Raw genomic sequence first — 25,686 nt, 5'->3', positions numbered from 1 at the left:
GCAGCGCGTAACTGATCAGGTCTCGGGAAGCGGCTACAAGATATCGGCCAGGTTATAGAGCCGAACAGGCCGACGGGACAGAATTTTTTATTAGCAAGTTCTCATAATTGTCATTGCGGTCGGCGCATCGGGTGCGCGCCGAAGTAAACACTTCGGCGACCTCTTTTTACACCGATCCGCGTTGACACCGATCCGCGCCATGAGACAGAGTTCCCCTCGTTCCCCTAATAGATTCCCGTGGGACACGGAGTGTGAAACCGCAGTGGACGCGCGATTAGATATGGTGAATCCCATACCGGCCGAGAATCCCTTTCCGGTCGAGACGATGGTGGGGATGTTCCGGAGCCAGGTCGCCCGGGCCCCGGAGTCGATCGCGGTTGTCGCCGCTGACGGCACACTCTCCTACGGTGAGCTCGACGCCCGCGCTTCCGCGGTGGCGGGCGGGCTACGAGACCGTGGGGTCGGGCCGGACGACATCGTCGCCGTCGTGATCCCACGCGGCGCGGACATGGTGGTGGCCGTCGTCGCCGTGCTCGCCGCGGGAGCCGCGTACCTGCCGGTCGACCCCGCCCAACCGCCGGACCGAGTGTCCGCCGTGCTCGCCGACGCCCGTCCCGCCCTGGTGCTGACGCCGGGGGAGCTGCGGGCGCTGGAGGCCGCGGCGGTGTCCGCCGCCCCGGTGGCGGATCCCGATCCGGCGTGCGCCGCCTACGTCATCTACACCTCCGGCTCGACCGGAAAGCCCAAGGGCGTGGTCGTCCCCCATGCGGGGATCGCTCATCTCGTCGCGGCGCAACGGGAACGCTTCGGTGCCGGACCGGGTGCCAGGGTGCTGCAGTACGCGTCGGTCGGCTTCGACGTGGCCGTCGCCGACCTGTGCATGGCGCTGCTCACCGGGGCTACGCTCGTTCTCGCGCCGCCCGAGGGCCTTCCGCCCGGCGAACCGTTCGCCCGCTTCATCGCCGAGCACGGCGTCACCCACGTGTGCATGCCGCCGAGCGCGCTCGCCACCCAGCCGGACATGGCGCTGCCCTCGGTCGCCTGCCTGATCGTCGCGGGGGAGGCGCTGAACCCGGACCTCGTCGCCCGATGGTCCCCCGGCCGCCGGATGATCAATGCCTACGGCCCGACCGAGACGACCGCGTGCGCCACCATGAGCGCGCCGCTCACCGGCGGCCCGGTGGTGCCGATCGGGGCGGCGATCCCCGGCACCGAACTGCGGGTGCTGGACGAGAAGTGCGCCCCGGCCGCCGAGGGCGAGCTGTACATCGGCGGCGCCGGGGTCGCGCGCGGCTATCTGGGCTGCCCCGGGCCGACCGCGGAGCGGTTCGTCGCCGACCCGTGGGGTCCGCCCGGGTCGCGCATGTTCCGCACCGGCGACCTGGTCCGCGTGCTGCCAGACGGTGACCTGCTGTTCCTCGGCCGGGCCGACGATCAGGTGAAGATCCGCGGCCACCGGGTCGAACCGGCCGAGGTGGAGGCCGCGCTCGGCGCTCACCCGGCGGTGGCGCGGGCGGCGGTCGTCGCCCACTCCGGACCGCTCGGCGCCTACCTGGTGGGCTACGTGGTGCCGCGCGGGGCGAGCGTGCCGGATCTGCGCGCGCACCTCGCCGAGCGGCTGCCGGCCCACCTCGTCCCGGACCTGATCGAGGTGGTCGGGCACTTCCCGTTGACCCCCAACGGAAAACTGGACCGGGCCGCGTTCGCCGAACCCGCGCCGCGGGCGTCGGGCGCGCTCGCCGACGACCTCGCCCGGTTGTTCGCCGAGGTGCTGTCGGTGGATTCGGTCGCGCCGGACGACGACTTCTTCGCCCTCGGCGGCACCTCGCTCATGGCCACCGCGCTGGTCAGCCGGATTCGGGTCGAACTGGCCGTGGACGCGTCCGTGGCCACCGTGTTCGACGCCTCCTCACTCACCGATCTCGCCAAAGCCCTGTCCGCGATGGACCCAGTGGACTCCGCCAGGGGCCGGACATGAACGTCGTCATCGTCGGGGCGGGTATGGCCGGAACCATGCTGGCGATCCGGCTGGCCCGCCGCGGCCACCAGGTGGACGTGGTGGAGCGGCGCGGCGACCCACGCGGCACGGACGGTCCGGACGCCGCGTCGATCAGCGTCGGGCTGTCCGAACGCGGGCGGGCTGCGTTGCGCGACATCGGCCTCCTCGACGAGGCCCTGGCCAAAGCGGTTCCCATGCGCGGGCGGATCGTCCACCACAGCGGCCGGGTCACCTACCAGCCCTACGGCGCGGACGACACCGAGGTACTGCACTCGGTCCGCCGCCACGACCTCAACATCGCCCTGCTCGACGCCGCCGAATCGGTTCCCCTGGTGCGGCTGTGGTTCGGGCACCGCGTCACCGGCCTGGTCGGTACCGAGGTGCGGACCCCGGCCCGGACGTTCTCGGCGGATCTCGTCGTGGGCGCGGACGGCGCGTACTCGACCGTGCGCGCGCACCTGCACCGCCGGGTGCGCGCCGAGTTCCACCAGACGCACCTGGACTGGGGCTACCGGGAGTTCACCATCCCGGCCGTCGACCGACCGGAGGCCTTGCACGTGTGGCCGGGCAGTCGGGGACTGGTGGTGGCGCACCCCAACCCGGACGGATCGCTGACCGGCACCGTGTTCCTGCCGTTCGACGGCGACACCGGGTTCTCGGGGCTGCGCGACCCGGCGCGGGCCGGGGCGTTCCTGGCCGAGGAGTTCGGCGACCTGACCGATCTGGTGCCGGACCTGGTCACGCAGTTCCTCGCGCACGAGCCGGGCAGCCTGGTGTCGGTGCGCACCGCGCCGTGGCAGCACGACCGTGTCGTCCTCGTCGGCGACGCCGCGCACGCCGTGTTCCCGTTCTACGGCCAGGGGATGAACGCCGCGTTCGAGGACTGCGCGGTGCTCGACGCGTGTCTCGCCGAGCACGCCCCGGGCGACGCGCTCGCCGCGTTCGAGGCCCGCCGCCGCCCGCACACCGACGTGCTCGCCGAGTTGTCCGCGCGCAACTTCGTGGAACTGCGCGACAAGGTGCGGTCACCGGTGTTCCTGGCACGCAAGCGGATCGACTTCGCGCTCGGCCGCCTGCTACCGGGGTGGCGGACGCTGTACGCGATGATCAGCCACAGCAGCCTCCCGTACGGGGACGCGCTCGCCCGGGCCCGCCGCCAGGACCGCCTCCTCGGTGGACTCGTCGGGCTCGGCGCGGTCACGTTGCTCGCTGCGGCGCGGCGGAAGCGGAGCGGGAGATGTTGAGCCATCCGGCGGGTGACGTCGCGCTGTTCGAGCCGGATCACCCGGACCTGCCTGCCCCCGCCGAGGTGGTGCTGGCGTGGGCGCGGTCCTACCTGTGCCGACCGCACCCCGATCTGGGGCGGGGCGGCGACGTTTGCCCCTACACGGCCGTCTCGCTGGAACGGGGCGGGCTCTTCCTCGCCGTACACCCCGGACAGCCGGACCTGCGGGCGGTGATGACCGCTTACCGCGACTGGTTCCCCGACCTGCCGCCGCGTGAGGGGCCGCAGGCCAGATACCGGACGATCCTGGTGGTGCTGCCGGACGTGACGCCCGGGGAGATCGACCGCACGCAGCGGGAGCTGAAGCCCGGGTTCGTGGAACGCGGCCTGATGATCGGTGAGTTCCACCCGGGACCGCCGTCCGCGCCCGGTCTGTGGAACGCGGACTTCCGGCCGTTGCGCAGCCCGCTGCCGTTGCTGGCGGTGCGGCACATGGTGGCCGCCGACGCGCCGTTCCTGCGGGCGGACCCGGAGCATCTGGCGGCGTACCGGAGCCGGTTCGGAGATCGGGGAGCGCACCGATGACGTTCCCGCTCCCGCCCGGGGCCCGGCGACTGTGGTTCCTTGAGGCGTTCGCCGATGGCGCACCCCTGCACAACAACCCGGCGGTGTTCCGGTTGGCCGGCCCCGTGTCGGTGGACGCGCTCCAGCGCGCGGCGGATCTGGTGGTGGCCCGGCACCCGGTGCTGCGAACCACATTCGACGAGGCCGACGGCGAGCCGGTCGGACGGGTGGGTACGGTGGGCGCCGCGGATGTCGTGGTGCGGACGGTGCCATCCGCAGACGCAGACGCAGACGCAGCCGCAGAGGCGTTCGCGGCGCAGGCCGCACGGGAGCCGTTCGACCTGCGCACCGGGCCGTTGTTCCGGATCCGGCTGGGCCGGATCACACCGACCGACCACATACTGGTGATCAACACGCATCACGCGGTCGTCGACGGTACGTCACTGTCGGTGCTGTGCGGGGAGATCAGCGCCCTGTACGCCGACCCGGCCCGGCCACTGCCGGACCCTGGAGCGCCGCCGGACATCATCGACCACGACCCGTCCCGCCGGGTGTCCGATCTGGACGGTGCGCCGGACCTGCTCACCCTGCCCACCGACCGGCCCCGCCCGAGGATGCGCGCCTTCCGCGGGGAGTTGCGCCGCCACGCAGTCCCCGAGGGTCTCACCGCGCGGGTCGACGCGCTCGCCCGCGCCACGCGCGCCACCCGGTTCGTCGTGCTGCAGGCCGCGTACGCCGCCACGTTGGGCACGACGGCGGGTCAGGACGACGTAGTGGTCGCCACCCTGTGGTCCGGGCGGCCGGGGCCGGAGTTCGCCGGCGTCGTCGGAATGTTCGTGAACCCGGTGCCGTTGCGGGTGGGGATCGGCGGCGATCCGACGTTCCGCGAGCTGGTGGCCAGGGTCCGCCGCGCGGTCGCGGCGGGACTGGGCAGCGCGGCAGTCCCGTTCGACCGGATCGTCGAGGCGGTCGGCGCCTCCCGCGACCCGAGCCACGCGCCGCTGTGCCAGGCGCACCTCGTGATGCAGGACCCACCCGAGGTGGTGCTCCCCGGCGTGCGGGCCGACCGGATGCTGCCGGCCACGGGCACGGCCGACGTCGACCTCAGCCTGATGGTGGAGTCCGGCGGCGCGGAGATGGCGGTGGTCACCGAGCACGACACGGACCTGTTCGACGGTGCGACGGTCGACGGTGTCGCCGGGCGGCTGCTGGCCTTGCTGGACCGTGCGTGCGCCGACCCCGATCGCCGGTTGTCGGCGTTGACTGGGTTGTCGGCGGAGCGTTCGGCGGTGGCCGCTTCGGTGGCCGGGCCGGCCGGTGCTCCGGCGCCGTCGACCGTGCTGGAGCTGATCCGGTTCGGCGCGGACGGCCTCGCGGTGGGTGAGTTGTCCTACGCCGAGCTGGAGCGCCGTTCGGCGGCGCTGGCCTCGGTGCTGCGGGCGAAGGGCGCCGGGCCGGAGGCGTGGGTCGCGGTGGACCTGCCGCGCGGCACGGACCTGGTGGTGGCCATCCTCGGGATCTGGCGGGCGGGCGCGGTGTACGTGCCGGTGGAACCGTTGTGGCCCGAGCCGAGGCGCCGGGCCGTCACCGAGGCCGCCCGCGTTGTGCTGACCGAGATCCCGGACCTGCCGGAGGAATTCGAGCGCGTCGATCCCGGAATCGCCCCCGAGTCACTGGCGTACGTGCTCCACACGTCCGGGTCGACCGGCCGCCCGAAGGCGGTGGGCGTGCCGCACAGCGCGGTGGCCGGGATGCTGGCCCGGTCGACGGCGCTGGTGGGGCTGGGCGCCGGGGACGTGGTGGCGGCCATGATCTCCCCGGCGTTCGACATCTCGGTGTGGGAACTGGTGGGGCCGCTGACGGTGGGCGCCCGGGTGGCGGCGGTACCGCCGGAGATCGTTGTGGACGGTCCCGCGCTGGCGCGGCATCTGATGGCCGAGGCGGTCACGGTCGTCCAGGTCACCCCGTCGGTGTGGGCGGTGCTGGCGGCGGCCGGGGGCGTGCCGGAGTGCGTGCGGGTCCGGGTGTCGATCGGGGAGGTGCTGACGCCGGAGCTGGCCGGGTCGCTGGGCGGGGCCGAGCTGTGGAACACGTACGGCCCGACCGAGACGACGATCTGGTCGACCGCCCAGCGGGTGCACCAAGGCAGCCCGTTCGGCATCGGCGACCCGCTCGACGATGTGGCCCTGTATCTGCTGAACGCGGGCCTGCGACCGGTTGACGACGATGTGGTCGGCGAGGTGTACCTGGGTGGTTTCCCGCTGGCGCGCGGCTATCTCGGCGCGCCCGGCCAGTCGGCGACGAGGTTCGTCGCCGACCCGTTCTCGCCGGTCCCCGGCGCGCGCATGTACGCGACGGGCGACCTGGCGCGGCGCCGGCCGGGCGGTGTCGTGGAGTTCGTCGGGCGGGTGGACGCCCAGCTCAAGGTGCGTGGTCACCGGGTGGAACCGGCCGAGGTGGAGGCGGCGCTGCGGGCGGACCCGGAGATCGCCGACGCCCGCGTGGCCGGGGACGGTGACCGCCTGGTGGCCTATGTGATCCCGGCCGCCGGGCGGCCCCGCTGGTCGAGGGTGCGCGAGCGGCTGAGCCGTGTCCTTCCCGCCTACCTGGTGCCGTCGGCGATGGTGTCCGTGGACGCGTTCCCGCTGACCAGCTCCGGAAAGCTGAACGTACGCGCTCTGCCCCCACCGGCGGAGGATGTCGCCGCCCCTGATCCCCACCCGGGTCTGGAGACCACGATCGCGGAGATCTTCGCGCGCCTGCTGGCTCGCCCGGTGAACCGCGACGACGATTTCTTCCTGTCCGGCGGCCATTCCCTGGCGGCAGCGAAGGCCGTCGCCAAGATCCAGGCGTCGGTTGGCGTGGAGGTGACGATCAGAACCCTGTTCGCCAACCCCACCGTCGCCGCCCTGGCCGCCGCGATCGATGCGGGCCAGAGCAATCCCGACACCCCCGACACCCCCGACACCCCCGACACCCCCGACACCCCCGACACCCCCGACACCCCCGACACCCCCGACACCCCCGACACCCCCGACACCCCCGACACCCTGGAGACCCCGGAGACCCCGGAGAACGCAGACACCCCAGACACCCCGGAGAACGCAGACATACCGGGGGCGTTGCCCGCTCCGCCAGGACGGCTGTCCGGCCCGCAGCACGGACTGTGGATCATCCACCAGACGGGCCAGGACAACGGCGCCTACGTCGTGCACGCCGCGTTCCAGTTGGAGGGTGCCCTCGACGAGGCGGACCTGCGCGCCAGGTTCGCCCACACCCTGGCCACCCATCCCGTCCTGCGATCGGCGATCGTCGTCCATGACGACACCCCGCGGCTGAGCGCGGCGCCCTACACGGACGAGTTGCTGGCGAGGGCCTGGCGCACCACCGACCTGAGCGCTCACGCGGACCCGTGGCCGGAGGCCGAACGCCTGGCCGCCCGGGACGCCGACCACCCCTTCGACCTGACCCGGTGCCCGTTGGTGCGAGCCCACCTGATCAGAACCGCTCCCACGACCCATCTCCTGACGATCACCGCTCACCACATCATCTGCGACGACACATCGATATCGATCCTGCTGACGAACCTGACCACCGCGGTTCCGATCTCCTCGCCCCTGTCCGGTGCCACGGATGTCCAGGGGCCGAGGGCCGCGCTCAGCACCAAGACCAGCGCACCGGGACTACCGATCCCCGCGCCGGCAGCCGCGGGTCCACGGCAACGAACCACCGAATTCTGGGCTGAGACACTCCGCGACGCCCCGCCTGCCTCCGGGCCCTCGCCGGACCACCCGTACGGCACGGCCCCAATCCCGACATCGGACGGATCGCCGCACCCGGAATCCGGCCCTGCTCACCCCCGCCGCGCGGGCGCCGTCCCCGGTGCCACCCACCGGTTCACCGTCCCGGCCGGGCTCGCCCGCCGCTTCGCCACCTGGTGCCGGGGCGAGCGGTCCACCACCTTCGCCGGTCTCCTCGCCGTCTTCGCCATCGTCTCCTCCACCCGGGACGGCGGTGACGACCTCGTCGTCGGCGCCCCGGTCAGCACCCGCCCGGCCGGGTGGGACGACGTGATCGGCATGTTCGTCACGACCCTCCCGCTCCGGCTCCGCACGAACTGTCGAGCCACCCCCAGCGACCTGCTCGCCGACGCCACCGGGGTGGTGGCCGACGCGATGGACCACGCCGACATCTCCCTGGCCGACATCCTCACCACGGTCCCCACCCCGCGGGAGCACCACCCCCTGTTCCGGACGATGCTGGTCCTCAACCGCGAGACGGCCCCCGTCACCTTCACCGGCCTGACCACCACCCCGGTGCCTATCGACCGCGCCACCAGCCGTTTCGACCTCACCCTCCACATCAGGGAACGCGAGGGCGACTGGCCCGCCCTCATCGACTACCGCACCGACCGGTACGAGGCGGACACGATCACCAGGATTGCCGACCAGGTGCTGGCGGTCATGGAGGCGGTGGCCCGCCACCCCGGTCGTCCGCTGTCTCACCTGGACCTGTTGTCCCCGGCCGACAGCGCCGTCCACACCGCCCTCGACACCCGGTCCGATCCAGCCGCCCCCGGTGGACCGGACACGCCGTCCACCGGCCTGGCCGTCCACACGCGACCGGCCGCCACGACCGTTGTGGACCTGATCGCGGCCCGCACCGCGCAGGCCCCTGACGCCACCGCCGTCCTCGACCTCGCCGCCACTCCCCTCACCTACCGCGACCTGGACCGCAGATCCTCAGCCGTCGCCCGCCACCTGCGCGAGGCCGGCATCCGGAGCGAGGACCCGGTCGCGATCACCATCCCGTCCAGCGCCGACGCGATCATCGCGATCCTCGGCGTGCTCAAGGCGGGCGGATGCTTCGTCCCCATCGACCCCGCCCAGCCGCCCTCCCGCCAACACGCCCTGATCACCGCCAGCGGCGCGAGGACCGTACTGACCCGTGACGCCCTCCCCGCCACCGGCCACCACGAACCTGCGCCCATCCACCCGTCCCAACTCGCCTACGTGGTCCACACCTCCGGCTCCACCGGCGAGCCCAAGGGCGTCGAAGTACAGCACGACACCCTCCTCAACCTCACCACCGCGTTCATCGCCGAACACGGCCTCACCGCCGCGCACCGCCTCCTCATGGTCCCGCCCCCGCACTTCGACGCCGCGTTCGGCGACATCTTCCCGGTCCTCGCGGCCGGGGCCACCCTGGTCATCCACCCCGACCCGGGCGGCCTGACCGGGCCGGACCTCCTCAAGCTCTGCGTCGAGCACCGACTGACCGCGGTGGACACGGCGGCTCCCCTCTGGCAGCGCTGGGTGGCCGATCTCGCCGGGGAACGCCTCCCGTTGGAGATCATGATGGTCGGCGGCGACATCGTCCCGGCGGCGGCCGTCCGCGCGTGGGCGAAGCACGGCATTCCCCTCCACAACCACTACGGCCCGACGGAAGCCACCGTCTGCGCGACCAGCCATCGCACCGTCGACGGCCGCGAGCACCCCACCCGACTGCCGATCGGCCGCCCGCTGCCGAACGTCCGCGTCCACCTCCTCGACCGGGCTCTGCGCCGGGTGCCCGTCGGCGTGGTCGGTGAGGTCTACATCGGAGGGATGGCGCCCGCCCGCGGGTACCGGGGAAAACCTGCCGCGACCGCCGCGGCGTTCTTCGCCGACCCGTACGGCGCCCACCCCGGCGCCCGCATGTACCGGACCGGCGACCTCGCGAGGCTGAACCCGCAGGGCACCCTTGAGTTCGTCGGCCGGGCCGACGACCAGATCAAGATCCGCGGCAACCGGGTGGAGCCGGGGGAGGTGGCGGCCGTGCTCGCCGCGCACCCGGCCGTCGCGGAGGCCGTGGTGGTGGCCAGGGGCGACCGCCTCATCGGCTACGTCGGCGCCCCGACCTCGACCACACCTACCCGGAACGCACCCGATCCGACCACCCCCGACTCGCTGGTTGCCGTCCCGGACGTTCCCGGCCTGCGCGCCTTCTGCGCCGACCGCCTGCCCGCGCATCTCGTGCCGGACACCGTGGTCGTCCTCGACGCCCTTCCCACCACAAGCAACGGCAAGGTCGACAACACCGCCCTCCCCGAACCGCCCACCAAGCCCACCAACCTCACAGCCCCGGCGGACCCGCCTCGGACCGCCACTGAGCGAGCCGTCGCCGCCATCTGGGCCACCGTTCTCGACCAGTCCGACGTGGACCGCACCGCGGACTTCTTCGCCATCGGCGGGCACTCGCTCATCGCCGCCCACGTCCTCGCCGCCGTCCGCGACCGTCTCGGCGTCACGGTGCCGATGCGCACACTGTTCACCGCCCCCACCGTGGCGGCGTTCGCGGCAGCCATCGACGACGGTGCATCGGCGGACCTGCCCACGGTGGACCGGCTGCGCGCCGACGCCGTCCCCCCACCCGAAATCCGTCTCCGCACCGTCCACCCAGCAGGCGTCCCCGCGGCTGGCACGCCGCGCCGGATCCTGCTCACCGGCGCCACCGGCTTCCTCGGCCGCCACCTCCTCGACCAGCTCCTGGCCCGGACCGACGCCCGGATCCACTGCCTCGTCCGCCAGAGCTCGATCGATCGGCTGCCGGTCACCGACCGCGTGATCCCGGTCCCCGGCGACCTGTCCGCACCCGGCCTCGGTCTGTCCACAGAGGATCACGACACCCTCACGACCGTGGACGCGATCTACCACAACGCCGCCGTGCCGCACTTCGCCGCGCCCTACGACGCCCTCAAAACCGCCCACGTCGACGCCACCGCCGCGATCCTGCGCCTGGCCGGTGACAGCGGCGCCCCGCTGCACCTGATCTCCACCCTCGGCGTTTTCCTCGGTGACGCCTACGACGGCCGCGTCGTCACCGAGGCCGACGCTCCCACCGACCCGAGCGGCCTCACCAGCGGCTACGACCTCAGCAAGTGGGTGGCCGACGCCATGGCCGCCGCCGCCCGCGGCCGCGGCCTGTCCGTCTCGATCCACCGCATCGCGGCCATCGTCGGCGACACCGCCACCGGCGCCGCCGACCCGCGCTCCGCGTTCAGCCGCTGGCTCACCGGATGCGTCGCCGCGGGCGCCGTCCCGGACACCGCCGAGGTGCTGGACATGGTGCCCGTGGACACGGTGGCCGCGGCGGTCGTCGCGCTCTCACAGGCCCCGAACCACCTCGGCCGGGACTACCACTACCACGGCGACGGCGGCCTCACCCGTGCCGCCCTCGCCGCCGCCCTCACCTCGGCCGGTCACCCGACCGAGGTGGTGCCGTACCACCGATGGCGGGAGCGGATGCTCGCCGACCCGGCCGGGCCTTTCGCCCCGCTCGCCTTCTCCCTGCCCGAACGCCCCCGCCCGCACCCGCGGTTCGACTGCTCCCGCACCTGGGCCGCCACGGCCGAGGCGGGGGTGGGGTTCCCCCCGGCCAACGAGCGAATGCTGCGCAGGCACCTTGACTTCCTCACCGGTGTCGGCGCGCTTTCCGGAAGTGGATGATCATGCCATTGCCCGAAGAATCCATTGGTGTCCCGGCTCCGGTACTGGACCGGCTCGGCGCGGCCGGCTACCGGGCCATGATCGCCGGTGTCCGCCTCGGGGTGTTCACCGCGCTGGAAGCCGGCCCGCTGTCCGTCGACGAGCTGGCCACCACGATCGGCGGTGACCCGGCCGGGGTGCGCAGCCTGGTGAACGTCCTGGTGACCTTCGGCTACCTGCGGCGTGACGGCGACTCCGACGGGGTCACGACCGCCGCGGCGCCCGGCCCGGTGGACGCCGAACTGTTCTGGCACGAGGTCCTGTTCGAGCACTGGGCCGACATCGAGGACACCATCCGTACCGGCACGCCCCGCCGCGGCTTCTACACCTGGCTGAGCGAGCGCCCCGCCTCCGGGGCCCGCCTGCGCCGGATGCTCGCCGGCGCCGCCGTGGACCTGGCCGATGACATCGTCGCCGCGCTGCCTCCCGCGGCGACCGTCCTGGACATCGGCGGTGGCCACGGCGACTACGCCGTCGAACTGTGCCGCCGTCGCCCGGACGTGCGGGTCACCGTCTTCGACCTGCCCGAGACGATCACGGCCCTGCGCGAAGACGCCCCGGCGGCGCGGGTGACGGCGCAGGCAGGCGACTACCTCACCGACGACCTGGGTTCCGGGTACGACCTGGTGCTGCTGTTCAACGTCCTGCACGGCCACCGCCCCGAGGAATGCCGCGAGCTCTTCCAGCGCGCGGCGAAGTCGTTGTCCCCCACGGGAAGCATCGCCATCCTCGACCACGACCGGGTACCACCGGCCGGGCTGGGCCCGGCCGCGGCCGGGTACCTCAGCATGTTCGACCTGACCCTGTGGCAGGGCCACGCCGGCGGCGTGCACCGTTACACCGACCTCGCGGAATGGCTGGGCGAGGCCGGGCTCACCGAGACGCGGGTCGTGCCGCTCGCCGCGTCCCCGCTGGAGAAGCTGCTGATCGCCGGCCGGCCGTCGTGACCGCCGACCCGTACCCGGGCTACGCCTGGTTGCGCGAGCACGACCCGGTCTGCCCCGTCGACGACCCGCACGTCCCGGGCCGGACGTGGCTCGTGACCCGGTACGACGACGTCCGCGCCTGCCTGGCGGACCGCCGCCTGGGCAGCGGCGCCCCGGTCAACCCCGACCCGCACCCGCCCGGTCTGTCCAATCTGGACGATCCCGGACACGCCAGGCTACGCCGGCTCATCGCCGCGGCGTTCACCCCCGCCGCAGTGTCCCGCCTGCGCGATCGCACCGCCCGGATCTGCGCGCACGCCGTCGAGTCGTTCGCCGGGCGGGGGCGCGCGGACCTTGTCGCCGAGTACACCCGGGAGATCCCGGTCGCCGTCGTACACGACCTGCTCGGCGTCCCGGAAGCCGAGCGCCCGCCCGCCGCCGATGTGCTGGACATGTGGTACCGCGCGAAGTTCCAGCAGCCGCGTGACGAGGTGAAGCTGGCCGAGATGCTGGGTTACGTCCGGAAGCTGGTGGCCTACAAACGCTCGCACCCGGGGGACGACCTGCCGACGCGGTTGATCGAGTCGGGCGCGCTGACCGGTGACGAACTGGAGGTGATGGTCATGACGTTGATCGGCGCCGGTCACATCACCACGATCCAGCTCCTCGGTACCACCATCCTGCGCCTGCTCGACCACCCCGGGCAGCGAGCTGCCCTGCTCGGCGGCGACATCGACTGGTCCCAGGCGATCAACGAGCTGCTGCGCCTGGACTCGCCGGATCACGTGGCGGAGTACCGGTACGCGAGCGAGGACATGACGATCGCGGACGCCCGGGTGGCAAAGGGCGACATGGTGCTGCTGTCGCTGGCGGCGGCGAACCGCGACCCGAACCGGTTCCCCGACCCCGGCGCCCTGGACCTCACCCGTGATGCCCGCCCGCACCTGGCGTTCGGCCACGGCGCGCACACCTGCCTGGGCAGCCATCTGGTGAAGCTGCAGACGGAGATCGCGATCACCACGCTGTTCAGCCGCCTGCCGGACCTGACCCTGGACATCCCGAACGGCGAGGTCGACTGGGGCTACGCCCCGACGTTCCGCGGCCCCCGGGCCCTCCCGGTCACCTTCACCCCCCAGGAGCCGATGACCTCGTCTCCGCTGGGGGACGCGACGGATCGTAGGAGCTTGACCAGGTCTTAGGCCTCTCAGGGTCTATCCGGATGCGGCTGGACGGGCTGATGGACGAGCCCCGCTCCGGCGGGCCGGCTTCGATCCTGCTGGACCGGGTCGAGGACGTGCTCACGGCGACGTTGGAGTCCCCTCCGGGCAGGACACCCGCCCCTTGTCTCGTCCCGTTCGCGGGCATCGTCAGCGCGCCCCCGTTTCTGAGCACCAGGAGAATGGGGGGACACCCCCATTCACCGATCCTTCGGCGATCCGCTGACAGCAGACGGGTAAATGCCCCTCGGGGACGGGAAGTCCTGCTGTCGCCACGTCAACGGACAACACCCCCAGCGGGCGGCCCCGGTGATGGAGGGAACGCGACTACGGAATGACCCGTCGCACTGACGCAGACCGAGGAGCGCGGAGTGGGACAGCCAGATGCGGTGGGGCGTGCGGGGTGATGCGGAGCAGACGATCCCCGATGCGCGCAATCGGGGTTGCCTGGAGCCTTGGTGCTGTTCACCCGAGGCCGCTTGGCGCGGTGGAGCCGTGGCGAACACGAGAGCAGCGCCGCGCCGCGAAGGGGCGTACCCAGCCAGTACGCGCCCCCGAGTGTGAGTGCTTCGTGGCCTTCGAATCCGGACCCGGAGGGATGACGTCGAACACCGTGCGCGCACCGCGTTCCCGAAGGCGGCTCCCCGCACACTGTCCCGTGAACCGCGCCCATCGGGGACGGGCGAACGTTCGAACAATCCCGAATCGGCCCAGAACCCAGACAAGAGGCTGATTTCCCTCTATGCGATCCCGCGCGGGCGCAGCACAATCCCCGGTACCGATTCTCCGGCCGTCGCCGCGAAGTCCATCCATCCACGCACCGGAGCGACCCGGCGCCCGAGAGCGAGACCGCACCATCGTGGCCGCTCCCGCCGCCGGGCCGGCCCCGCGTGACCGGAGGTGTCTCATGACCACCAGCCACGAGGTTTCCATCCCGGTCCTCGACAGCGACGGAGGTGACCGGCTGTACGAACAGATCGAGGAACTCCGCGCCACCGGGCCCGCCGCACGGGTCCGGCTGCCCCAGAACGTCATCGCCTGGTCCGTCACGCGCGGCGATGTCATCAGGCGGCTGGTCACCCATCCCGATGTCACCAGGGACGCCCGTGACGCCTGGACCGGTTACCAGCCAGGCGCCGTCCCCTGGCTCTCCCCCTGGGTCGACGTCCGCTCCATGGCCACCTCTGAGGGGGCCGAGCACACCCGGTTACGGAGGCTGATCGGCCCCGCGTTCACACCGCGACGCATGGAGTCGCTGCGGCCCTCGATCGAGTCCACCGTCACCGACCTCCTGGACGGTCTGGAGGCACTGGAGGACGGCGCGGCAGTGGATCTACGGGCGCACTTCGCGCACGGTGTGCCGACCCGTGTGATCTGCGATCTCTTCGGCGTTCCCGGGGACCAGCGCCCCGCCATGCTCTCCGCCGTCGACGCGATCCTGGCCACCGATGTCCCCCAGGAGGAGTCGGCGCGGATCACAAGCGAGCTGCTCACCGTCATGCAATGTCTCGTGGAGGCGAAGCGGCGGGAGCCCGGCGATGACATGACCAGTCTGCTGCTCACCGCCCATGAGGGGGACCGGCTCACCGAGACGGAGCTGATCTCCACCCTGCTCCTGATGATCGGCGCCGGGAGCCAGACCACGATCGCGCTGATAGGAAACGCCGTTCGGGCGCTTCTCACCCACCGTCAGCAACTGAGCGCGACCCTGGCCGAGCCCGCCCGCTGGGCCGACGCCATCGAGGAGACCCTGCGGCTCCATCCACCGGTCGTCCATCTTCCGCTGCGGTTCGCGATCCGTGACATCGATCTCGGCGAGGGCGTCACCATAGCGGCCGGGGAGGCCATTCTCATCGGGTTCGGGGCGCACGGCAGGGACCCGTCGTCCCATGACGCCGCCCACGGCTTCAAGATCGACCGCGTGGACAGGGACCATCTGGCCTTCGGGCACGGCATCCACTACTGTCTCGGCGCCCCGCTCGCCCAGCTGGAGGCCGCCATCGCGCTGCCCGCCCTCTTCGACCGCTTCCCGGACATCGTCCTTGCGGACGAGGGGAACGCCCCGGACCCGCAGCCGTCCTTCATCGGCAACGACGTCCTCACCCTGCCCGTTGTCCTGCGCCCACCGGGCCGCGCGGCGCGGTGAGCCGACCGCTCCGGTGAACGCGGACCGTCCATCCATCGCGGGCGGGCGAGCGGTTCACCCGGTTCTGCGGTGCGACCGTCGTCGACAACATCACCGCTCAGTTATGAGTATCCGCTGGTCAGCGCAGCGCCAGACCATGGTCAACGAGCGTCACGCGCGTCGTGACATCGCCCGTAACGCCCACACCGCACCTCATGCGCCTCGACAAAACCCCAGCTCAGTCGTCCTTCTTCACCGGCTCCGGGATGGCCAAGCACTCCACATGGTGCGTCATCGGGAAGAGGTTGGATTGGGTCTGGTTGAAGATGAGTGCGGTTCAGAGGCTATTTGATGTGCGCGATTGCGGCGTATCCCGGGCCCCGAGCGTCATATGAGCGTTAAGAGGAAGAGGGCTCAGGCGAGCGTCGGGGTTCGGTCCCGGTCGTCGGCCGAGCGGGGGCGTTCACTCCGCGTGAAGGGTGTAAGTAGCCGTCATCCGGCGGCGCTGTGGGCGGTAGCGCCCTTCCTGAGGTGGTGGTGCGACAACGAGTGATGCACTGAGCTTGGTCGTTCCGATCAGATGTCCCGGAAGGGACCAGCCAGTGCGGTGACCTGCCACGATGAGGGGCTTCTAGTCGCTGACCTGTGCAAAAGGTTGTTCAGTTGTCTCATGCTCGTGCCGGTTGATGAAGCCGGAAGTCCCAGAAGAGTCCCAGGGACTTCGATGCGGGAGCGGGCCCACCACCCTCGCACGGCTTACCTACGCTCGCACGGCTTACCTACGCTCGCACGGCTTACCTACGCTCGCACGGTGATCTCGACAGCCTCGACGCCGACTCACCTCCGCGGCGGGGAGATCACCACTTCTCAACCGCGCGGAGGTCGGCCCGCAGCGGCTCACCTCCGCTCGCCCGGAGAAGACGGAGAGCACGCGGCCCTGGCGTAGTCCTGGATCCACGAAGACGGCTTCCCTCCGCTCGCGCAGAGAGCACCTGACCGTCGCCGCGTACGCAGCGTGTCGCGCAACACCGGCTCACCCCCGCTCGCGCGGAGCCGACTCCACGACGGAGAAGGGTGTGGACCCATTCCCCAGGCGTTGGGGGGACTTTGCTCGCGCGGAGAGGATTGCCGGAGGCGAGGGAAGACATAGCCGTAGTGGGGACACATCGGCAGCCAGCGAGACATCCTCAGCATGTAGGAGGTGACGGACCCCTGGGTCCGTCACCGTTGGCTCAGAAGAGCCAGCTGACGAGTTCGTTGATCAGGGCACCGAGTACCGAGCTGACCACCACGAGGGAGACCTCAAGGAGGACCTCGCGTCGCAGGACGAACTTCCGCAGGAACCGGGACACTGTTTCTCCAGAGCGCGCTAGACAACCGAGAGTGCGACACGTCCCTCGGGAGGGTCATGCGTTCGTCTCGATGTGCCGTCGACTGGAGAGTCAATGGGATTCCGCGCACCTACCAGGGAGGCGTGCAGCAGTAAGTACTCTACGGGACGACGAAGTTGTGCACCCGCGGTGACCGGATTCCCCTGCGCCGGTCTTCACAGGACGCTGGAAGGCGACGAGGCGTTGCGAGCCTGGCTGCTTGTGCCGCGTTCTTCGGAAGCACACCTGCACCGAACCCGTGACAAGGAGCACCATGCTTCTGGACTCCCGCCTCTGGGGCAAGGCTGCCGGGCTGGGCAAGGACGCCCGCGGTGTACCCCATACGCACCCATTGGTTTGTCACCTGCTGGACACGGCTGCCGTCGCTGAGGTCGTCTGGGATGAGCTGCTGACCGTGCACCAGCGGAGCATCGTGGCGGCGGCGCTGCAGGTTGCGGATGAGCAGGCGCGGACGTTCGCGGCATTCTGGGCGGGGCTGCATGACATCGGGAAGATCAGCGTGCCGTTCCAGCTGCACCAGGGTGGACCGAAGTACGGGGGAAAGCTGCGGGCTCAGGAGCTGAGTGGTGAGCCGGGGTACGCATTCGGTGCTGGCGCCGCGCAGGACAGGCAGTCGCACGAAGCGGCGGCGCACTGGTGGCTAGTGGGGATCTTCAAGGAGATCGGCTATCCGTCGTCGAAGCGGCGTCCGCAGTCCCAGCTCAGTCATGCGGTGGCCCAGCTGCTTGGTGGGCACGGTGGTCGTTTTCACCCGGTGGTCTACGACAAGGACTCGCGGTGCCCTGCGGCGCGTCACCCCGGTATGGGTGCGGGAAGTTGGGAGGAACAGCGGCGGATCCACTTCGACGAGGTGCGCAGAGTGGTCGGGGTGAAGTCGGTTCCGCAGGGTCGGATGACGCCAGGAGCGGCTGTTGTCCTGACGGGGTTGGTGACCTTGTCGGACTGGCTGGCCAGTATCGAAGAGGAGATCCGGACCCGGCTCAGGGAAGTGGGATGGGCTGGAACTCCCGACGACCTGGACGCCTACTGGCAGATCGCCCGCGCGGCGGCTCCCCGTCTGTTGCAGCAGACGGACCTGCTCGGGACCGGTTTCGCCCGGCCGGCGGACTCTGCTCACGGTGCCGGGGAGACTGGTCTTGGGGCAAGCATGGCTCGCCAGGTGCCTGATCTGGTGGCCGAACACGGGCCGGGCATGGTGGTCGTGACGGCTCCACCGTCAGAGGACCGTACGGAAGCGGCTCTTCACGCAGCGGCAGTCCTTGGGCATGCAGCGGGCGCGCGGGGCCTCTTCTATGCCCTGCCGACCGGTTCAGCGGCTGACAGCCACATGGCGCAGGTGCATGCCTTCGCCGAGCAGGCACTGACTGGCCCCTGGCGGTCGCTGCTGCTCCACAGCTCCTCCCGGTTGAAGCCGGCGGAAGCCGCGGAGCAGTGGGCGCGCGCCAATGCGACCGACGGGGTCAGCGCGGAGCCTGGTGAGGAGTGGGCCCCGACAGCGAACAGCTGGCTCAACTCCCATCACCGCGCCCTATTAGCTGCGCTCGGCACGGGGACGGTGGACGAACTTCTACAGGCTGTCATGCCGGTGAAGTTCAACGTCATGAGGCTCTTTGCTCTTTCCAGCAAGGTCGTCGTGGTGGATGAAACCCATGCCCGCGGCGCCTGGGGGCAGAAGCTGATGCTCCGGTTCCTGGAGTGGGCCGCAGCGTTGCGGATCCCAGTTGTCCTGGCCGCGACGGCTGCGGACAAGTCGGTGGACGCGATGCTGGCGGCCTACCGCCGGGGCGCAGGAGGGGGTGGAGAGCCAGTGATGCAGCCCCGTCGGTCGCCAGGGTGGTCGTTCGTGGATGCTCAGTCCGGAAGCGGGCACTTGCCCCAGCAGCCTGCCGGGTCCGCTCGCGCCAGCACGCTCAGCATCACCGTCGTCGACGGTACGCCGTATGGCGAGATCCAGACGGCTCTTGCACCGATCGTCGCAGCCGGCAAGGGAAGAGCCGCCGTCTACCGATCGACGCCTGCGGAAGCCATCCGCACGTTCCATCAGCTCGCAAAGGATCTTCCTGGTCTGGATGTGACCCTGATCCATGAACAGATGCCCAACAAAGACCGATGGCAGCGTCTCGCAGCCTGCCGGAGTACCTTCGCCCCAGCTGGTGAAGTTTCCAGCCCCTCCGTGCTGGTGACGACGTCGATGCTGGAACATGTCCGGGGCCTGCATTTCGACCTCGTGATATCTGGACCGGCGCCGCTCGCGGACTTGTTGGCCCGTGCGGTGCAGAGTGTGGGTGATCGGTCGAGGCTGGTGGTGCTCCGAGCGGACAACGCGTCGGAACGGGACGATGCCGCGCTGTTGTGGCGGACTGACCTGCTCCTGGGGACCGGCAGGACGGTTGCTCTGCCCGAAGAACTGCCCTCGCTACTGGATGAGGTGTATGCCGACGAGATCGTCGACAGGCTGGGGTGGCCGGTGGCGCGCGAGCTCCAGCAGCTCGACAACCGGCGCATGGTTCGTGAAGGCAGAGCGAGCGGTACTGCGCGTTGGCTTGAGGTGCCTGGACCGCGGGAGCTCGATGGCGACCTCGGCCTGCTGAGCCGCGATCACCCAGGCGTGGAGCCCGAGCTGCTCTCCTCCGTGCTCGGCGAGGAGACGGTGCATGTGGTGTGTCTGTACCCCGGGCGCGACCTGCAAGGCAGGACTGTGCATCTCCTGGAGGACGGCGTTCTGGAGCAGAGACTTGAGCGCAGGGCCAAAGGGAGACCTGCGCCGGGCCAGCTCGTCCCCTATCTGATACCGGTACCGAAGCGACTCGTCGAGGCCGTGGAGGGCGATGCCAACGCTGCCTGGCGCGACATGGCAGCCCTCAACAATGTCCTCCGGCTGAACCTGAAACAATTGGAAGACGGTAGGTGGGTGTACACAAGCCCCAAGCACCGATTCTGCATGACCGAACATGGCCTGACGATCGACCAGTTGCCGTAAACGCCCACTCCGCCCCGTACGTCCGTCTAGCATTCAGTGGACGTCCGACCACGGGGGGAGGGGCGTGGCCACGCCTGCGTCCAATCTGATCGACCAGCCATGGATTCCTGTCGCATGGCTGGAGGGGGAGTCAGGCCCACCGCAAGTGGGCCTCAGGAGTCTGTTCCTGTATGCGCGAGAGATTCGCACGCTGCTGATCCCGGAAGCTCCGGCTCACTCGGCGCTGCTGCGCTTGCTGTACGCGCTCACCGCCCGGATCACCGCTCTGGACGAGGCCGGTCCTGGAAGCTGGGGTGATCGGCGTGAGGAGATCCTCGAGCAGGGGTTTCCTGAGCAGAGCATCGAACTCCCCGACGGCCGCAAGGCCGGCATCGCCGGCTACTTCGACCAGTGGACCCACCGATTCGACCTGTTCGATCGCGATCGTCCCTGGCTTCAGGACCCTCGCCTCCCCGACCAGTGCGACAGGAACCAAACGGCCGGGGTCCACAAGCTGGTCATGAGCCGGTCGGCGGGCAACAACCATTCCTGGTTCGGGCACTGGAGTCATGACAAGCTCGTACTTCCCAGCCTTTCGCAGGCGGCGCTGTCGCTGCTGACCTGGCATTACTGGGGAGCCCCCGGCGCCCTCTCAAGGCGTGCAGTCGACCATGTGAGCCACCACTACGCGAAGGCATCGCCACTGCGAGCTGCGCTGTCGTATCACCCGGAGTGCGACAACCTCTTCCTGACGCTGCTGGCAGGTCTGACCCCGCCGGATGGAGACGTCAGCCGGCAGACCGACCTGTGCCCGTGGGAGCGCGAAGACCTCTCGGACCCGCTCAAACCGATGCCCGAGCCACAGGGCCCGTGCTCACGGCTCACCGCCTGTTCACAGCACGCTCTCTATCTCGTCCCCTCCCGAGACGGCGAGCACACCGCTGACGCCTATATCACCTGGGCCTACAACGCCGAACGGATCCGGCCGGAAGACGACTACCTGATTTGGGACATCGGCAAGGATGGAGAGACCTTCCCCCGGCTCGCACGCTCCTCCCGTTCTCTCTGGCGGGACATCGACGCCCTTCTGCTCAAACAGCTGGACGACGCAAGCCCCATCCAGCCGAAGGTGATGGACCACGCCTTTGACGTCAGCGAGTACTTGCGAGTACGTGCGCTCGGCTTCGAACAGGACGCCAGTCAGTCGGCCAACTATCAGTTCGTCGACTCCACGACTCCCGTACTTCTGTCCCGAGTGGAGGAAGACGTGGTGAGCGCCGATCTGCCCGTACGTCAGCTCCGCGAACTCGGCGAGCTCTTCGGGGGCCGGCTGGAGCAGGCCGTGAAGGAAGCGTGGCTGAAGTACACGGATGACAAGAAGAACGACCCTGGCGCCTGGCTGGATGCGGTAGCGGCACGGTACTGGCCGTCGGCGGAGGACGAGTTCTGGTCCAGGTTCCGGCGGTTGACCCGCTCTGACGGCGCTGTGGACTCCGAGTTCGACTTCGAGGCCGCGTGCCTGGCTTTCGGGCGGCATGCACTCGATGCGTACGAGTCGGTGACCGACTCCGTGACACGCACTTCACGGGGCGCGAAGGCTGTCACGAAGGCGAAGACGGTCATCCTCGCCGCGCTGAAAGACCCGCACAAGGCGATGGATCAATCGAAAACGAAAAGGGCGGCCAAGAAGTCGTGACCGTCGCCCGCCGACCCGAGGACAGGCAGTGACCTTCCAAGCCCCTGAAGCGAGCAAGAGCCAGAGGACTCGCGCCTCGTATGCCGCTTTCGCCTTGAGTATCGAACGCCTGTGCCGCGTGGACCCTGGAGCCCGTGCGGCCCTGCGCGCGGGCCTACGCCGCGATCTGGACCACCCGCGTGCTCGCCCCATGCACCGGCTGCTGACGCCGCGCCTGCCGGAAGCGTGCGATGACCAAACAGCGCAGGCTCACTACACGGTAGCCTCGCTGATCGCGGCACAGCCCCGACACACCTTCGCGCCCGACCAGGAAGACGACGAAGACACCGCAGCCGAACAAGGCAGGCAGGTTCTTCAGGAGCGCGGAGAACCGGACGAGGAGGCCGCCTCGTCAGAGCTCACCCGGTACGGCTCCTCGTTCGGTGCCACTCTGGGACAAGCCGTCATCGCGAAGGGCGCCTCCATGCGGATGAGCGCCGCTGAGAGCCGCATCAACCTTCTGACGCGGCAGAGTCTCCGCGGCATCCATCTGCACCTCCCCGCCGCAGTGAATCAGGTGCGCTCCACCGGTACCCCCATTGATTGGGGACAGTTGCTGGCAGACCTCGTCAACTGGCCCTACCAGTCGGGGCGTATCAGTCGCCGCTGGCTGCAGGACTTCTACCGGATCACCGCCCGTGCAGACCGGGACTGACCCCTCACCCACAGGAGATCCCTGATGGCCCTTAGGCCACGCTTCCTCGACATTCACGTCGTCCAGCCCATTCCGTACGCGAACCTGAATCGGGACGACACCAACTCGGTGAAGACCATGCTCTACGGCGATGCCTTGCGTACTCGCATCTCCAGCCAGTCCTGGAAGCGGGCGATCCGTGAGCACTTCCAGGAAGCACTCGGTGACAACGCGCTGCGCACACGCCGCATCGGCGAGCGGGTCGCCGAAGTGCTACGCGACCGTGGGTGGGATGAGGCGCTTGCCGATCGTGCCGGTGCGCATGTCGCGGCAGGGAGCAGCATCAAGTGGGAAGTGGCCAAGGGTAAAGACAAGCAGCCCATTACGAACAAGGTCCTGACCAACGCGCTCATCTACCTCCCCGAAGACGCTGTCGAGGAACTAGCGGACATCGCCGAAGCCCACAAGGACGCGATCACGACCGACTTCACTGGCAAAGGTACGAAGAAGCCCGAGAGCGCCCTGAAAGGGAAGATCGACAAGATCCTTCTCAAGAAGAACGGCGTCATCAACCTCTTCGGCCGCATGCTCGCCGAGGTCGACCAGGCCGGGGTCGACGGTGCCGTCCAGGTCGCGCACGCCTTCACCACGCACACCACTGAGGTCGAACTCGACTACTTCGCAGCTGTCGACGATGTCACCGCGACGAAGGGCGATGAAACAGGCAGCGGCCACATGGGCACTGCCGAGTTCAGCACCGGCACCTTGTACCGGTTCGCCACAGTCGACCTACAGGAACTCACCAAGAACCTGAGCGACGGCAACGACATCGCCGTCAACGCTGCCCGCGAACTCGCCGGCCAGTTCCTGCTCTCCTTCATCGAGTCACTTCCGCAGGCCAAGAAGAACTCCACCGCCCCGCACTCGCTCCCGCACCTGGTCCACGTGGCGGTCCGCTCCGACCGGCCCCTGTCCTTCGCCGCAGCCTTCGAGGAGCCCGTACGGTCCGCTCAACACGGCGGCTACGTTACGCGTTCCGTTGAAGGCATCGACGCCTACTCCAAGGCCGCAAACACCCTCCTCGGCCCTGACCGCGTCCTGCACGCGGCGCACGCCTCCCTCCATTTCGACAAGCTGGAGCACCTCGGCGAGCGCCACTCGTCCTTCGAAGCTCTCGTCACCGCCGCCGTCGACGCTGCGCTGACCGAGGCCCCGCAGTGATCGAAAAACACGCCCGTGGGGTGTTGTTGCGCCTGGCAGGCCCACTGCAGTCCTGGGGCACCCACAGCAAGTACCTGAGGCGTGACACAGCCAGATTCCCCACACGGTCCGGCGTTGTAGGCATGCTGGCCGCAGGTCTCGGGCGGGAGCGCGAGGCGCCCTTGGACGACCTCACGGCGCTGTCGATGACGGTACGGGTCGACCGCCCCGGCGTTGTCCTGTCCGACTTCCACACCGTAGGCGGTGGGCTACCTGCTGATGAAACGGTGATCACTGTGGACGGGAAACGCAGGTCCGAGGGCAAGGGCACTCTGGTATCCAAGCGCCAGTATCTGGCCGACGCGGCTTTCACCGTCGCGCTCACCTCCGACGACGCAGAGTTGCTCCACTTGTGCGCCGCTGCCCTGCGTGACCCGCACTGGCCTCTCTTTCTCGGCCGCCGGTCCTGCCCGCCGGAGGGCCCGCTCCTGCTGGGAACCGTAGAAGATCCCTTGCACCACCTGGTACGGCTGCCGCTGGCAACCAAGAGGCCGTGCCGCGGCCCGCAGCCGACCGACTTCTACAGCGACAGACCGCTCGGGGTGCTCCCCGTCGACTCGGACGCCCCGGACAGGGGTGATGGTGATCACCACAGCGGCGAAGTCACCGACGAGCCGCTGTCGTTCGCGCCGCTGGAGCGCCGGTATCGGCCCCGGCCGCTGTACCGGCGTGCCGTGCACCTGCCGGATGCCACGCACGCGGGCTTCGGCACCGGCTACCTGGAAAAGCTCCAAACCTACATCGACACCCATTTCGTCAAGGCGGAGAGGAGCACCCGGTGACTTTGTGGCTGACCCGCATCGTGCCCTCGCCCAGTTCTCGCGAGGCCCGAAGGGACCTCGGTGGCAGCGACCAAGGCATCCGGCTGCACCAACGCATGCTGCAGATGTTTCCCGACGGAGTCGAAGGCCCGGCCCGGGCCGCATTCGGAGTTCTGTTCCGCGCAGAGGAAAGCCCACATGGACCGCAAATCCTCCTGCAGAGCCACCTAGAACCGGACTCCTCCCGCCTGCCGGGCAGCTACGGCAGCGTCGAAACACGCTGTCTCGACGCCTTGTTGTTGAACCTGCACAAGGGGATGGTCGTCAACTACCGTTGTGTGGCCAACCCCGTGCGCAAGCCGGGGACCACTTCTCGGGAAGCCTATGGGCTCCCGCCGGTCGTGGCCCTGAGCGGCAATGCCGCTGTTGAATGGTGGGAACGCCAATCCAATGCGAGTGGGTTGGAAGCGTTGCACATCAACGCCCACCCGCTCGCCGCGGTACGCGGCCACCAGGGTTCCAAGGGCCCAGCCGCAAAGCAGCGAATCCAGCATGCCCGCACACAGTTCGATGGGACGGCCCGAGTCCTCGACGTCGAGCTGCTTCGTGAGAAGCTCGCTACGGGCATCGGACGGGGCAAAGCGTACGGATGCGGGCTTCTCAGCATTGCTCCTGCTCGATGAGTTCATCCGCGCGCGGCTAGCGGCGCCTTGCCGCACTCATAGTTGCGACACTCCCGCGCGGCTGTCTCTCCTCATTGCGGCCCCTGCGCGAGAGTGGGGGGCGAGCCGTCCGCCAGGGCGGCATCGGGGCGGACGGCGTCGTAGTCCCCGTGCGAGTGAGTGTGAGCCGGTCACCGTCCAGTTCACGATCACGAAGCGGCCGTGGCCCCTTGAGCGAGCGGGGTGAGCTGGTGCCACGATCGACGTCTCAGCGCATCAGTGCGTGGTCCCTGCGCGAGCGGGGGGGGGAGGGTTCTGCCGCCCGGGACAAGCCCGACCGGATAGGCCAACCCTCCACGCCCTTGAGCGCCCGCCAGCGAGGGCGGTGGCGGGCGCGTACCCGCCAGGACCAACGACCATGCCCGGAGCTGGTTGCGGCAGCGGCGCAGAGACTTCGTGGTGCTCCGGCCTGGAGCCCTGTCCGAGCGGGCATGCCTTCCCACTGCGGGTGATGGGCGCGCACTGTTGGCCAACGCCCGGGTGGCGGAGCAGGTGGGCGAGGCATTCTCCCGCTTCTAGGACGGGACCGTGGACCGGCAACTCCAGCCGTGGCACCCGCTTCGCGGGGCTGCTTCTCCTTCGCAATGCTCACTGTGCGGTGCCGACGTGGAGCGCGGCAGCGATTCTCATAATACCCAGTGC

At 69.8% G+C, this 25,686-nt stretch carries 13 protein-coding genes; all 13 read left to right on the top strand.

Annotation, left to right across the window (positions count from 1 at the left end; all coding sequences use genetic code 11):
* Window positions 1-325 precede the first annotated feature (325 nt).
* Entirely contained in the window at window positions 326-1,978 is a 1,653-nt protein-coding gene (locus tag NBG84_RS02330) for a non-ribosomal peptide synthetase (protein WP_250917725.1), read from the top strand.
* On the top strand, window positions 1,975-3,243 hold the full coding sequence (locus NBG84_RS02325; RefSeq protein WP_250917512.1) for an FAD-dependent oxidoreductase: 1,269 nt from the start codon (window positions 1,975-1,977) through the stop codon (window positions 3,241-3,243). The genes NBG84_RS02330 and NBG84_RS02325 overlap by 4 nt, the downstream gene beginning before the upstream one ends.
* Window positions 3,237-3,809, top strand: a complete 573-nt coding sequence (locus tag NBG84_RS02320) for a DUF6875 domain-containing protein (protein WP_250917511.1) — start codon at window positions 3,237-3,239, stop codon at window positions 3,807-3,809. Before NBG84_RS02325 ends, NBG84_RS02320 begins: the two co-directional genes overlap by 7 nt.
* Window positions 3,806-11,275 (top strand): non-ribosomal peptide synthetase, encoded by a 7,470-nt coding sequence (locus tag NBG84_RS02315; protein WP_250917510.1) that lies wholly within the window; start codon window positions 3,806-3,808, stop codon window positions 11,273-11,275. Before NBG84_RS02320 ends, NBG84_RS02315 begins: the two co-directional genes overlap by 4 nt.
* 2 nt (window positions 11,276-11,277) lie before the next feature.
* The gene (locus NBG84_RS02310) at window positions 11,278-12,261 is read left to right on the top strand and encodes a methyltransferase (RefSeq protein WP_250917509.1); all 984 of its coding nucleotides are present in this window, start codon (window positions 11,278-11,280) and stop codon (window positions 12,259-12,261) included.
* Window positions 12,258-13,439 (top strand): cytochrome P450 family protein, encoded by a 1,182-nt coding sequence (locus NBG84_RS02305; protein ID WP_250917508.1) that lies wholly within the window; start codon window positions 12,258-12,260, stop codon window positions 13,437-13,439. The genes NBG84_RS02310 and NBG84_RS02305 overlap by 4 nt, the downstream gene beginning before the upstream one ends.
* 925 nt (window positions 13,440-14,364) lie before the next feature.
* Window positions 14,365-15,603, top strand: coding sequence for a cytochrome P450 family protein (locus tag NBG84_RS02300; RefSeq protein WP_250917507.1), 1,239 nt, complete (start codon window positions 14,365-14,367; stop codon window positions 15,601-15,603).
* Window positions 15,604-17,226: 1,623 nt separating this feature from the next.
* Window positions 17,227-19,953 carry a CRISPR-associated endonuclease Cas3'' gene (locus NBG84_RS02295; RefSeq protein WP_250917506.1) on the top strand — a complete coding sequence of 909 codons (2,727 nt, stop codon included), beginning with the start codon at window positions 17,227-17,229 and terminating at the stop codon, window positions 19,951-19,953.
* Between the two features lie 64 nt (window positions 19,954-20,017).
* Complete coding sequence (casA, locus tag NBG84_RS02290) at window positions 20,018-21,628, top strand: type I-E CRISPR-associated protein Cse1/CasA (protein ID WP_250917505.1); 1,611 nt, start codon at window positions 20,018-20,020, stop codon at window positions 21,626-21,628.
* A gap of 94 nt (window positions 21,629-21,722) precedes the next feature.
* Window positions 21,723-22,322: a type I-E CRISPR-associated protein Cse2/CasB gene (gene casB / locus NBG84_RS02285; protein WP_250917504.1), complete on the top strand. Its 600-nt coding sequence runs from the start codon at window positions 21,723-21,725 to the stop codon at window positions 22,320-22,322.
* A gap of 24 nt (window positions 22,323-22,346) precedes the next feature.
* Complete coding sequence (gene cas7e / locus NBG84_RS02280) at window positions 22,347-23,522, top strand: type I-E CRISPR-associated protein Cas7/Cse4/CasC (RefSeq protein WP_250917503.1); 1,176 nt, start codon at window positions 22,347-22,349, stop codon at window positions 23,520-23,522.
* Complete coding sequence (cas5e, locus tag NBG84_RS02275) at window positions 23,519-24,343, top strand: type I-E CRISPR-associated protein Cas5/CasD (protein ID WP_250917502.1); 825 nt, start codon at window positions 23,519-23,521, stop codon at window positions 24,341-24,343. The genes cas7e and cas5e overlap by 4 nt, the downstream gene beginning before the upstream one ends.
* Window positions 24,340-25,005 (top strand): type I-E CRISPR-associated protein Cas6/Cse3/CasE, encoded by a 666-nt coding sequence (cas6e, locus tag NBG84_RS02270; protein ID WP_250917501.1) that lies wholly within the window; start codon window positions 24,340-24,342, stop codon window positions 25,003-25,005. The genes cas5e and cas6e overlap by 4 nt, the downstream gene beginning before the upstream one ends.
* Window positions 25,006-25,686 lie beyond the last annotated feature (681 nt).

Source organism: Streptomyces albipurpureus (assembly GCF_023701525.1).
Classification (GTDB): Bacteria; Actinomycetota; Actinomycetes; order Streptomycetales; family Streptomycetaceae; genus Streptomyces; species Streptomyces albipurpureus.
Note: the sequence above shows the minus strand (reverse complement) of the source record. Positions and strands in the feature narration are given on the sequence as shown.

What these genes read in the sequence shown, in the direction of transcription:
- NBG84_RS02330 (WP_250917725.1), top strand. Translation starts at nt 326, where the DNA reads ATGGTGGGGATGTTCCGGAGCCAGGTCGCCCGGGCCCCGGAGTCGATC.
- NBG84_RS02325 (WP_250917512.1), top strand. Translation starts at nt 1,975, where the DNA reads ATGAACGTCGTCATCGTCGGGGCGGGTATGGCCGGAACCATGCTGGCG.
- NBG84_RS02320 (WP_250917511.1), top strand. Translation starts at nt 3,237, where the DNA reads ATGTTGAGCCATCCGGCGGGTGACGTCGCGCTGTTCGAGCCGGATCAC.
- NBG84_RS02315 (WP_250917510.1), top strand. Translation starts at nt 3,806, where the DNA reads ATGACGTTCCCGCTCCCGCCCGGGGCCCGGCGACTGTGGTTCCTTGAG.
- NBG84_RS02310 (WP_250917509.1), top strand. Translation starts at nt 11,278, where the DNA reads ATGCCATTGCCCGAAGAATCCATTGGTGTCCCGGCTCCGGTACTGGAC.
- NBG84_RS02300 (WP_250917507.1), top strand. Translation starts at nt 14,365, where the DNA reads ATGACCACCAGCCACGAGGTTTCCATCCCGGTCCTCGACAGCGACGGA.
- NBG84_RS02295 (WP_250917506.1), top strand. Translation starts at nt 17,227, where the DNA reads ATGCTTCTGGACTCCCGCCTCTGGGGCAAGGCTGCCGGGCTGGGCAAG.
- cas7e (WP_250917503.1), top strand. Translation starts at nt 22,347, where the DNA reads ATGGCCCTTAGGCCACGCTTCCTCGACATTCACGTCGTCCAGCCCATT.